The organism is Streptococcus sp. VTCC 12905, from assembly GCF_049893385.1.
GTDB classification, from domain to species: Bacteria; Bacillota; Bacilli; order Lactobacillales; family Streptococcaceae; genus Streptococcus; species Streptococcus suis_AA.
Window position 1 is genome coordinate 1 of record NZ_JBMVJC010000017.1, and the last position, 12,206, is coordinate 12,206.

The window sequence follows — 12,206 nt, forward strand, 5'->3', positions numbered from 1 at the left end:
GGGAACGATGATCCGATGTTTACTTTAACTAGCCAAGATCGGCATGGTGTAGTTGTCGCAGGAACTTTACCAACTTCTTTTATCCAAACTGGACGAGTCTATGACCTTTCAGGGCTTTCTCCAACACTGACCACGATGCAAGGAGGGGATAAAGTTCCTAAGATTCTTTGCCGTGAAGAAGCGCCACATTTGAAAATTAGGGAAGCGACCAAACTAGGCTATGCCAAGGCAATAGTGGGAGATTCTGTCAACCTTGCTTACCCAGAGTCTACCAAACGTAGAGGTCGAGTGGGAAAAGGAATTTCAAATACTTTAACCACTTCTGACAATATGGGAGTGGTTGTTGCTGCTTTGGAATACCGTAAGGACAAGTGGTATGAAGTGACTGGAATAATCCTAGATGGAAAACTGTATCGTTTGAGAATCAGACGCCTAACCCCAAGAGAGTGTTTTAGGTTACAAGGATTTCCTGACTGGGCTTTTGAGAGGGCAGAAAGTGTTTCAAGTAAAAGTCAGTTGTATAAACAAGCAGGCAATAGCGTAACCGTCACTGTTATCGAGGCTATTGCTAGAGAATTTAGAAAGATTGAAGAGGAAGAAAAACATGAAATTATTACATAGTAAAAGTATTAGGAACTGCACGGAGCTAGAAGAAGCCATACATCAAGCAGAAGTGGAGAGATTTTCAGAGATGATTGCTTCTTTACCCAATTATGATTGTGACATTGATGTCACTTTTGAAGATGACTACCACAAAGAAATGAATTATCCGTTAGCTTATGAGTCCAACTTACATCGTATTTTTGAGTTTATTGAAACACAAGATATTAAAAATGGTGTTGATACCTATCTAACTGATGAGAATGACCTCGCTTTTAGGGCATATGGGCAAGGCTATTCTTGGAATGATAAGAATGATGTCGTCACCACATTAATAACAGTGAAGTGCTTTGGTGAAGGCAGGTCACCCATCGATATGAGTAAGGTGTTTACGCCACCAACTCAAGCATTAGAGAAGGATTTATCCATGTAGGAGAATGAGATGTTAGAAATCTATTTAAGTCGAAATAACAGTCGGAATCAAAAACTTCTGTCTTTTTGTGACTCACATGGTATTTCCTACACCTGTAAAGAAGTGAGTCATCTATCACGTGAAGACTTATTGGGCTTGTTTACCAAAAGCAGTGATTGTTTTACGCTCTTATCCTCCTCGCTACAACGATTTAAAGGTCATAGAGAGATGAAATTGAGTGAGTTAGTGACGTTAGTTCTACGGAAACCTGACCAGAATCTTCGTCTCCCAATTGTGGTTTGTGAGGACAACGTGTATCCCGATATGAGTTTAGAAGAAGCGAGGACCTTTCTTCCGAGAAGTCAAAAAGAGGTTTCCTTTCGTGAACATCTTTTTAAGGATCTGGTGACATAAGGAGGAGTTATGAACGATCGTTTTTGGGAAAATTTAGAAATTATCGTTATGGAAAAAGGACTGTCATGGGCTGACCTTGCTCGACAGATGTTTAAGGGCCAATACGTCTACCCTAGTGAGTTTAAGCGCCTCTACCAAACCTTTCGCCACTACAAATCTCATCGTCTCATGCCACAAAGCAAATGGGTGGAGAAAATAGTGAGCATCTTAGAGATTGACTATGAAGACTTGTTTAGGAGATAGCGATGAAACGACTAGTAGTGATGTACGGAGCCATTCATGTCAATGTCCTCCTTGTGAGTTTGTACCTAGTTGGTTGGCTAAATGGGGCATGGTTACCTGTTTTACAAGTGACGTTTCTAGCCCTGATATTGTGGAGCTGGAAAAGGTACCAGATACCTAAAAGAAACCTATCCTTGAAGGAGAGAGGGCTTTGGTTACTTGGTAGTCTAGGTGTCATGGTAAGTATTGCACTTATTATGAGTGCTCTATTTTCAGGAAGCGAACCAAACCAAGAAACGTTAGTGACTGTTCAAGACCGGATTCCTGTTCTGTCCTTTATTCTTTTTCTCCTTAATGCCAGTGTTGTGGAAGAAGCCTTTTATAGAGAGGTGTTGTGGGGAGTCTTGTCTCAACCAGTGGTTCAAGTTTTGTTAACGAGTTCCCTTTTTGCTTTAGCTCATCACCCATCCAGTCTATTCACTTGGGTGCTTTATGGGAGTTTAGGACTCACACTTGGTGTGGTTAGAAGGCAAACAGACTGCTTGACGTCCACACTTATTCACCTGTCTTGGAATGGAATCGTCTTTTTCCTATCTTTATTGTGATACCAAAATCAAGGGTGCTTTCGTATCATGAAAGCACCCTATTATTTTGATGGGGAATCACATGAAGGAGGGAATGATGTCATCCGAACAACAGGAACGCCAAGCGATTCAATATGCAGAACGTAGTACCATGTTTACGGTAAAGGTGCTTCTCAAACTCTTAGAGTGGTCAGCCAGACACGCCCTAGTACAAGACTCGGCTTATAAAATTGGGGTTCAAAAGTTAGAAGAACTCCTTCAAAGTCCTTATGCCATTGAGTCGCTGAATATCTCAAAAGACATTTTGGATAAACCCGTTGATGTCGAGAAATTCAAGGAATTGGTGGAATCAGAAAACCTTCCTATTGCCATTAGTTGGCAAGGAGATTACCTGCATTTCTATGCTAAGGATAAGTCGCTCTTAGACAAGCACTTAGATGAGTTGCTTCAGAAGTTGGTTTCCAATCCAGAAAAACTGAAAGGGCTAACTATGGATAAACCCCTTGATGAGGAAATCGCACAAGCCAAGGAACAGATTGTGATGTCAGAACCCTCTGCTGTGAAAACAAAGGAGGTCATTCTCTAATGGTCTCAGGGAAAAAAGTTTTTATCTTTGGTATTTTAGGGCTTGCTCTTGGCTATTTCTGCCATCGACTAGTCTTGCTTTACGATAGTCTTCCTAATCAACCGCCCTTGGAACGCCTTGCCTATCTCTTAGGCGAAGGACAGAATCAGGTCTTAAATCCCTTGTGGAATGGCAACTTTACAGGTAAATCAGTTTTGGGCTTTTGCTTTGGATTTGTGACGATGGGCCTAGTCTATCTTTATGTCTCAACTGGTCAAAAGGTTTACCGAGAAGGGGCTGAGTATGGCTCTGCACGTTTTGGAAACAGTCACGAACGCAAAGCCTTTCTCAGTAAGAATCCTTTCAATGACACCATTTTGTCACGTAATGTTAGGCTAACCCTGTTAGAAAAGAAAGCTCCTCAATTTGACCGAAACAAGAACCTTGTGGTCATCGGTGGGTCTGGTAGCGGGAAGACCTTTCGGTTTGTCAAACCCAATCTGATTCAGCTCAACTGTTCCAATATTGTCGTTGACCCTAAGGATCACTTAGCTGAAAAGACAGGGAAGCTCTTTTTAGAGCATGGCTATCAGGTCAAGGTCTTAGACCTCGTAAACATGACCAACTCAGATGGTTTTAATCCTTTTCGCTATGTGGAAACGGAGAATGATTTGAACCGTATGCTTACGGTCTATTTCAATAATACCAAAGGCAATGGCAGTCGCAGTGATCCCTTTTGGGATGAGGCGTCCATGACCTTAGTCCGTGCGATTTCCTCTTACTTGGTGGATTTTTACAATCCTCCAGGTAGTACAAAGGAGGAAGCAGACAGTCGCCGTAAGCGTGGGCGTTACCCCTCTTTTTCTGAAATCGGAAAACTCATCAAGCTCTTATCCAAAGGAGAAAATCAAGATAAGAGTGTCTTAGAAGTGATGTTTGAGACTTATGCCAAGACAAATGGTACAGAAAACTTCACCATGCGTAACTGGGCAGACTTCCAAAACTACAAGGATAAGACCTTGGATTCGGTGATTGCCGTCACAACAGCTAAGTTTGCCCTCTTTAATATCCAATCTGTCATTGATTTAACCAAACGTGACACCTTGGACTTAAAAACATGGGGAACGCAGAAAACCATGGTCTATCTCGTTATTCCAGATAATGACACCACCTTTCGCTTTCTCTCAGCCCTCTTTTTCTCCACTGTCTTTTCAACTTTAACGAGACAAGCTGATGTGGACTTTAAGGGACAACTACCTATCCACGTCAGAAGTTATTTAGATGAATTTGCGAATGTCGGTGAAATTCCAGACTTTGCGGAACAAACCTCAACAGTTCGCTCACGGAACATGAGTCTCGTACCCATTCTTCAAAACATTGCCCAACTTCAAGGGCTCTATAAGGAGAAGGAGGCTTGGAAAACCATTCTAGGAAACTGTGACAGTTTGCTTTATCTTGGAGGTAATGATGAAGAGACCTTTAAGTTTATGAGTGGTCTCTTAGGCAAACAAACCATTGATGTGAGAAGTACCAGTCGGTCGTATGGCCAAACAGGGTCTGGGTCAACGTCCCATCAAAAAATCGCAAGGGATCTCATGACTCCTGATGAAGTTGGAAACATGAAACGTGATGAGTGCTTGGTGAGAATTGCAGGGGTTCCAGTCTTTAAGGAAAAAAAGTATTTCCCCTTGAAACACAAGAACTGGAAATACTTAGCGGACAAGGAGTCAGATGAACGTTGGTGGCATTACCACATTGACCCCCTCAAAACAGAGGAAGTTCCGTTTGAACCCTATGACCACAAGGTTAGGGATTTAAGCACAGAAAGCACACTACACTAATAGAAAAGAGGAATCGTATGAACCAAAAATTTACAGGCTTTGTTTATGGCGTGGACGCCAGTTCCATGTTTGCCCAAGCCATGGCGCTTTTACAAAAAGGAATGGTTGCGACAGGTGCCTTTCTTGTCGTCATGGGCATTATTAACCTGTCAACCAATATCAAAGATGGTGGACCTGGTGTCCGCAATGCCATCTTAGAAATTGTGGGTGGTGTTATGGTAGGTGCCGCTGGTGCCTTTATCACTCAAATTACCATTTAGGAGGGCTAAGTATGACATGATAAACACATTACCTTCAGCTTTTGTCTTTCTAGCCTCGGAGAAAATTTCGAGCGATAGCCTTTTTGAAGGCTTTAACGTTGACTTGGAATCGATGGCCAACTTGGTCAAATCCCTTGCGGATTATAACCCAACCGTGTGGTCTTATATGTCAGCGATCACAAAAGGAGTGATGCAGCCGTTGGGAGTGGCTATTTTAGCCGTTGTGTTAGTCCTTGAGTTTTCTAAGATGGCTAAGAAAATCGCCAACTCAGGTGGTGCCATGACCTTTGAAGCTATTGCCCCTATGATTGTCTCTTATATCATGGTGGCAGTAGTGATTACAAACACCACTGTTATTGTAGAAGCCATCTTAGCTGTTGCTTCTCACATCATTGAAGGTGTAGCTGGTGTCGTTTCTCATGGAGGAACGACTTATGAGACCGTTTCAGGACTTAAAGGGTCAGGAATTATTGGAAAACTCATTGTTGGCTTTTTTGCCATTCTGATATGGTTAGTGCGGTTGGTGAGTGTGATGGTGGTGAATATCCTCATTACCATTCGCTTTATCCAACTTTACCTCATGATTCCATTTGCGCCTTTAACGATTCCGACTTTCCTTAGTGATGACTGGCGAAGTGTTGGGATTGGCTACCTGAAAAACATCATGGTCTATGCCCTTCAAGGGGTCTTGATTTTCTTAATCATCTCCCTTGTTCCCCTCTTTGAATCAGCTGGGAAATTGGCTCTCTCAAATGGTGCGGGAGTGATGGAGACGCTAGCGACTGCCTTTGGTGGTTTAGTTCAGGCTATTTTATTGATCATTGCCTTGGTGGGCAGTCAACGGACTGCCAGAAGTATCCTAGGCATGTAAGGAGGATTGGGAAGGACGTTCCTCCCAATCTTTTTTCATATTCATCTTAGATTGGAGTCTTATGAGTACACGTGTTTTTAAGGACATCACAAAAGTCCAACATAGGGCTTGGCTAGGCTTTACCACACGACAAGTTATTTTTGTCTTACCAGCCGTTGCTATTACCATCCTGATTTTATGGTTAAACCTCTTTTATTGGCAATTTGGGGATTGGTTTGTCTATGGTCTTATCTTTACCTTTACCATCCCCCTCATGTTATTTGGGGTCTATCGCCCTAATGACTTACCATTTGAAACGTATCTTAATTATAGATGGCATTATGAAATGACCATACCAGACCGTACACTAACTGGACAGAAAGGAATACAACGTGAAAAAAACAAATCGCTCAATGAAACCAAAGACCTCTTCTAAACACAAGAAGACACGTAAACCAAAAGAAGAAGTGCTGCCAACAACTGTTAATACGCTTCTTTACCAAGGCCTTTTTCCTAATGGTCTCATGCAGGTTACCCCAGGTTATTTTTCCCAGTCCTATCTTTTAGGAGATGTCAATTACCAAACGGTTGGTTTGGAGGATAAGGGAGCCATTATGGAAACCTATTCGGACTTGATTAACAGTTTGGATGACAAGACCAATTTCCAACTCACTATTTTTAACCAAAGGGTCAACTTGGATAAATTTAGAAAGGGTGTCTTGTATCCTTTTCATGAGGATGGGTATGATACCTATCGTGAAGAACTCAATCGTATCATGGAGAATAACTTAGAAGCTGGTGAAAATAACTTTTCAGCGGTTAAGCTCATTTCTTTTGGGAAGTCAGACCAAAATCCGAAACTCGCTTATCGATCCCTGTCTCAGATTGGGGAATACTTCAAGAGTGGTTTTTCTGAAATTGATGCGAACTTTACCCTCCTCAGTGGAGAAAGCCGTGTGAATCACTTGGCTGATATGTTGCGAGGGGAAAATCATTTGCCCTTTACTTATCAAGACCTGGTGCGTTCAGGACAAACAACCAAGCACTTTATTGCCCCAACCAGTTTATCTTTCAAACATAAGAATTATGTAGAGATTGACGATAGACTGCTTCAGATTGTCTATGTTCGTGACTATGGAATGGAGTTGGGAGATAAGTTCTTACGAGAACTCATGCAGTCGGATTTGGAAGTGATGATTAGTCTCCATGCCAAAGGGTCAGCCAAGTCAGAAGCCATGACCAAGCTCCGCACCAAGAAGACTTTGATGGAATCGCAAAAAATTGGGGAACAACAAAAGATGGCACGATCTGGCGTTTATCTTGAAAAGGTTAGTCAGGTCCTAGAAAGTAACATCGATGAAGCCGATGAGCTGATTAAAACCATGACGCAAACAGGCGACAAGCTCTTTGACACCCTCTTTGTGATTGGGGTCATTGCGGATAACGAAGACCAATTGAAGCACTCCCTTGATATTATCAAACAAGTTGCAGGTTCTAATGACCTTGTGATTGATAATCTGACCTATATGCAAGAAGCTGCCTTTAATAGCTTATTGCCATTTGGGAAGAACTACCTTGAGGGTGTGTCTCGGTCTCTTTTGACCTCAAACATTGCCGTCAACTCCCCATGGACCTCTGTTGACCTACAAGATAAGGGCGGGAAGTTTTATGGGATAAACCAGATTTCAAGTAATATCATCACCATTGACCGTGGGAAACTCAATACCCCATCAGGATTGATTCTAGGGACATCAGGTGCTGGTAAAGGGATGGCGACTAAGCATGAAATCATCTCAACCAAGTTAAAAGAAGAAGAGAGTGATACCGAAATCATCATTGTAGACCCTGAAAATGAGTACAGTATCATTGGTCAAGCCTTTGGTGGGGAGAGCATTGATATTGCGCCTGACTCTACTACTTTCTTAAACGTTTTAGACTTATCCGATGACAATATGGATGAAGACCCTATTAAGGTCAAATCTGAATTTCTACTTTCTTGGATTGGGAAACTCTTAGACCGGAAAATGGACGGTCGAGAAAAGTCCCTAATTGACCGTGTAACTCGGTTAACCTATAAGCATTTTGAGACACCATCTCTCGTGGAATGGGTCTTTGTTCTCTCTAAACAACCTGAACAAGAAGCCAAGGACTTAGCACTTGACATGGAGCTTTATGTGGAAGGCTCACTCGATATTTTCTCACACCGAACCAACATCAAAACGGATAGCCATTTTCTCATTTACAATGTCAAAAAGTTAGGGGATGAGTTGAAGCAGATTGCCCTCATGGTCATCTTTGACCAGATTTGGAATCGTGTGGTTAAAAACCAAAAACGTGGCAAGAAGACCTGGATTTACTTTGATGAAATGCAGCTTCTGTTGTTGGATAAGTACGCTTCTGATTTCTTCTTCAAATTATGGAGCCGTGTCCGTAAGTATGGGGCCATTCCAACAGGCATTACTCAAAACGTAGAAACCTTACTTCTTGATGCCAATGGTAGACGCATTATCGCTAATAGCGAGTTTATGATACTTCTAAAACAAGCTAAAAGTGACCGAGAAGAATTGGTTCATCTTTTGGGCTTATCTAAAGAACTTGAGAAATACTTGGTCAATCCTGAAAAGGGAGCTGGGTTGATTAAGGCAGGCTCAACGGTTGTTCCCTTTAGAAATAAAATCCCACTTCAAACCCAACTCTTTGACATCATGAGTACCGATCCAGAAAAGATGAGGGGTGAATCATGACAAGAGAGCAACAGAAGGTCAAGGTTGCCCGTAAAACCTTTCAGAGTAGTTTAAAGGCTAGTCGTATCCATTATCGCAGGGAGAAGAAGGGGTTAAAACGCTCACTTCCTAAGCGACGCTTTATCATGCGCCGAGCTGAGAAAGCTGAAACAAGGGAACAAGGTCAGGCTCTGAAGCAAACCTATCAGGAGGAGAAAGACCTAGCGACAGATACCTTTAAGGAAGCGATCGCCTATGTGTCTCCCAGATGGGTAAAGGATAGGGAAATTAAGAAGTATCGGCTTCCTCAAGCTAGACAGCGCCTAGCAGTAGCAAGAAAACACTTGGCAGAGGTCAAGATGGCCGAAAAAGAGGAGAAAGCCACTTCTAAGTTTACCGATCAGAAAAAGCCAACAGAATCAAAAACGTTACGGTTTCAGTTTCAAAAAGAAAAACCTCTTGAACGCCTTCAGGCAGAAAAAGAGGTCAAATCAGCTAAGCGTGACGTGAAACAACTGAAAAAAGCACATCAGTTTAAGAACCCCTCGACTAAGGTCAAACGAGGATTACGCTATGTCACTTCAGAATCACTGGATGTAGTCGCTCAAGATGATGACTTGGAGGGAATTAGAACCCTAAAAGAGTCTGTGATTAAAGGAAGACGCTATGGGAGATTTACTTATCAGTCAGGAAAACTCCTTGTCAAAAGTGGGCAGACAGGTCTTCGGTTTACTAAGACGAAAGCCGCTCATAGTAAGGAGCGGTATCAGAACTTTAAAAAGGGAAAAGGGTTCACCCGACAGAAGCCCTTAAAGCCCAAAAGGCGATACCACACCTTTCTCAAGCAAGCTAAAAGGCACAGTGTGTCAGGAATAACAGGGGTTATTCAAGCGATTAAGAATAGCCTGACCTTATTTTCATCGATTGCCCTTAATCCTATGACTTGGGTCGTGTCAGGCCTCTTGTTTTTCTTGCTTTTGATGATGAGTTTTGTTATAGGAATTTCAGGAACCACTCTCATTCAACAGGATGAGAGTGAACTGACAAAAGCCTATACGCACATGACGTGGGAAGATGCGGAAAACACCCGGACCAACCCCACTGGCATTACCTACTACACTAAGATTGATGACGTCATGGGCTTTATGAATCTCAAGTATCAAGATTATGCTTTAGAAGAAATCATGGAAGAAGGGGATAAAACCTATCAAGCCTATTTGAGTCAACTTTGGCAGGACTTAAACGGTGGGGATTCTTTAAAATCCATGCTTGAGTTAAGTAAGGAGCCTGCCTATAAGCTCTTTGATGACGATAGAGAAGATTTAAAGGAATTAAGTGAGGAAGGCACCTACCTTGCCCTCCAAGAATTGGATAATCCATTTCAGGGACAGACTGAAGACGATGCGCTTACCATGACAGTCCGCTATGGCTATGAGGTGATTGATGACAAGCCAACGCTTCATCATCATATCATTTTAGAAGCTAAAGAAAATCAAGTGATTGTGGCTCCCATGAATGGTAAGGTTTCCCTAGATGGAGAGAACATTATCATCACGTCAGGTAAGGGACTAAACAAGTCTCAATTGACCTTGTTTAATATCCATACTGGTCGAGTGAGCGATGGCCAAAAAGTCCAAGCAGGAGAAGTGATTGGTCAAACCAAGGATGGATCTGGTCTAAAAGTGACCTATCAAAAGGTTGACGATGATTCAGAGAAACTGGTTTACGCCAATCCAGCCTTTTACTTTCCTAAAGTCATTCAACTCCAAACGACGATTCTCCCTACCATTGGTCAATTTGGAGGCGATGAGTTTGCGAGAGCCAAAGCTATCTATGAGTATTTGAAAAGCCAGGGAGCAACCAATCAAGCCATTGCGGCTATTTTAGGAAACTGGTCAGTAGAATCATCAATTAATCCTAAACGGGCAGAAGGTGATTACTTATCACCTCCTGTTGGGGCAAGTGCCAGTTCTTGGGACGATGAGGGCTGGTTGTCTCTAAATGGTCCAGCTATCTATAATGGCAGGTACCCGAATATTCTAAGACGTGGCTTAGGCTTAGGGCAGTGGACAGATACAGCAGATGGGTCACGCAGACATACCTTATTATTAGAGTATGCCAAAGGGAAAAATCAGAAGTGGTATGACTTAGGCTTACAACTGGATTTTATGCTCCATGGGGACAATCCTTACTATACCAACTGGTTAAAAGACTTTTTCAAAAATTCAGGTAGCCCAGCCAGTCTTGCCCAAGTCTTTCTCATTTATTGGGAGGGAAATAGTGGTGATAAACTCCTAGAACGTCAAACGAGAGCTACAGAGTGGTATTACCAAATTGAGAAAGGCTTTAGCCAACCAAATGGTGGAACTGCTCAAAGTGATCCAAAAGCGCTGGAAGCAGTTCGAGGAGACCTTTATGACAACTCCATTCCAGGTGGAGGTGACGGTATGGGCTATGCCTATGGGCAATGTACGTGGGGAGTAGCTGCTCGTATCAACCAATTGGGATTGAAACTCAAAGGCCGAAACGGTGAGAAAATCCCAATCATCAGTACCATGGGTAATGGTCAAGATTGGGTGGCAACAGCAGCACGTCTTGGTGGAGATACAGGCAAGCAACCAAAAGCAGGAGCGATTATTTCCTTTGCGGGAGGAGGTCATGGATCGCCAACAGAATACGGTCATGTCGCCTTTGTCGAGAAGGTTTACCCTGATGGTTCTTTCCTCATCTCAGAGACCAATGTTAATGGTAATCCTAACTATACCTTCCGTAAATTATCAGGAGTCGATAGTACAATTAGCTTTGCCTATACAACGAAATAAATTTTTTGGAAGAATACATCTTTAGATAAATCTTTATATGATGTTTTAATTGACATTAGGAAGTAGTTAGGTTATACTATATGTGTAGATAACAAGAGTATTTACTAAGCGTTAAGCATTATTGGTCGGTTGGTTTGACTGGTAGTGTTTGCTTTAGTAGGGTTGTGTGTGAACACCTCGAGCCAACAATGAAAACACTCGATGAAAGGATTCGTATGAATCCTTTTTTCGTAGAAAGATTACTATCAATGGTGACTTATTAAAATTAGCAGCAAAAAATTTTGAACCTTTATTAAATAAGAAAATTACAATTGAACTTGGTAGAAAAGGACAGAAAACGGTTTTAGATATTCTGTTTTCAAAAGACCATTTCTTTCACTTAGCTGGACTTCATAAACTAAACGATATACATTTTAGCCATAAAAAATCTTCTCTAGTTTTTGATGATATTTTAGACGACCGGATTAACTCTGACTTATTAGAATCTTCGTTGTATTATGATAAAAAAGGGGTTAGGTCACGTTTAGAAATTTTGTCGTATTTATATGATGGCTTTACAAAGCCTAATCTTGTCGTTAGAAAAGCAAAGAATTTCCCCATCAAAGGTAGTAAATTAAGATGGAGTTATTTGGTGGAATTTTACATTGATGACATCCGTCTAGGTGAGTTTTTTATTGATAACTATCGAAGTGGTCATTCTAATGAATTTATTGGTGTTAGTATTTTTGAAAAATCTGAAAAAGATTATACTGTGAATCAAACAAAGTTTACAATACTTTCAATTTATGAAACAGATATTGTGTCAGGAAATGTAGAGGTTCTTTTCACTAGAATGTAGTTCTCTTAGTTATATATAATATCATGTTGTTATCGAATTGGGGCGTGCTAATCACATCTGGGAGGGTCTTATGCG

Annotated in this window: 13 protein-coding genes; all 13 read left to right on the plus strand. The window is 41.7% G+C overall.

The window, feature by feature from the left end:
- A partial coding sequence (locus tag ACPC58_RS06975) for a DNA cytosine methyltransferase (RefSeq protein WP_434065615.1) occupies positions 1-621 on the plus strand: 621 nt, incomplete at its 5' end.
- A complete protein-coding gene (locus ACPC58_RS06980; RefSeq protein WP_265644178.1) occupies positions 605-1,033 on the plus strand; it encodes a hypothetical protein in 429 nt (142 codons plus the stop codon). The genes ACPC58_RS06975 and ACPC58_RS06980, both read left to right, overlap by 17 nt.
- Positions 1,034-1,042: 9 nt before the next feature.
- A complete protein-coding gene (locus ACPC58_RS06985; protein ID WP_265644179.1) occupies positions 1,043-1,426 on the plus strand; it encodes a hypothetical protein in 384 nt (127 codons plus the stop codon).
- A gap of 9 nt (positions 1,427-1,435) precedes the next feature.
- Entirely contained in the window at positions 1,436-1,669 is a 234-nt protein-coding gene (locus ACPC58_RS06990; RefSeq protein ID WP_265644181.1) for a transcriptional regulator, read from the plus strand.
- A gap of 2 nt (positions 1,670-1,671) precedes the next feature.
- Entirely contained in the window at positions 1,672-2,253 is a 582-nt protein-coding gene (locus tag ACPC58_RS06995) for a CPBP family intramembrane glutamic endopeptidase (protein ID WP_265644182.1), read from the plus strand.
- A 76-nt stretch (positions 2,254-2,329) separates the two neighbouring features.
- Positions 2,330-2,818 (plus strand): hypothetical protein, encoded by a 489-nt coding sequence (locus ACPC58_RS07000; RefSeq protein WP_265644183.1) that lies wholly within the window; start codon positions 2,330-2,332, stop codon positions 2,816-2,818.
- A complete protein-coding gene (locus ACPC58_RS07005; protein ID WP_434065616.1) occupies positions 2,818-4,638 on the plus strand; it encodes a VirD4-like conjugal transfer protein, CD1115 family in 1,821 nt (606 codons plus the stop codon). The genes ACPC58_RS07000 and ACPC58_RS07005 overlap by 1 nt, the downstream gene beginning before the upstream one ends.
- A gap of 17 nt (positions 4,639-4,655) precedes the next feature.
- On the plus strand, positions 4,656-4,898 hold the full coding sequence (locus tag ACPC58_RS07010) for a hypothetical protein (protein ID WP_001072129.1): 243 nt from the start codon (positions 4,656-4,658) through the stop codon (positions 4,896-4,898).
- A 16-nt stretch (positions 4,899-4,914) separates the two neighbouring features.
- The gene (locus ACPC58_RS07015; protein WP_434065617.1) at positions 4,915-5,769 is read left to right on the plus strand and encodes a type IV secretion system protein; all 855 of its coding nucleotides are present in this window, start codon (positions 4,915-4,917) and stop codon (positions 5,767-5,769) included.
- A 61-nt stretch (positions 5,770-5,830) separates the two neighbouring features.
- Positions 5,831-6,184 carry a PrgI family protein gene (locus ACPC58_RS07020; RefSeq protein ID WP_434065618.1) on the plus strand — a complete coding sequence of 118 codons (354 nt, stop codon included), beginning with the start codon at positions 5,831-5,833 and terminating at the stop codon, positions 6,182-6,184.
- Complete coding sequence (locus tag ACPC58_RS07025) at positions 6,141-8,492, plus strand: VirB4-like conjugal transfer ATPase, CD1110 family (RefSeq protein WP_434065619.1); 2,352 nt, start codon at positions 6,141-6,143, stop codon at positions 8,490-8,492. The genes ACPC58_RS07020 and ACPC58_RS07025 overlap by 44 nt, the downstream gene beginning before the upstream one ends.
- Entirely contained in the window at positions 8,489-11,293 is a 2,805-nt protein-coding gene (locus ACPC58_RS07030; protein ID WP_434065620.1) for a phage tail tip lysozyme, read from the plus strand. The genes ACPC58_RS07025 and ACPC58_RS07030 overlap by 4 nt, the downstream gene beginning before the upstream one ends.
- Before the next feature lie 244 nt (positions 11,294-11,537).
- Positions 11,538-12,131, plus strand: a complete 594-nt coding sequence (locus ACPC58_RS07035; protein WP_434065634.1) for a PBECR4 domain-containing protein — start codon at positions 11,538-11,540, stop codon at positions 12,129-12,131.
- Positions 12,132-12,206: the final 75 nt, after the last annotated feature.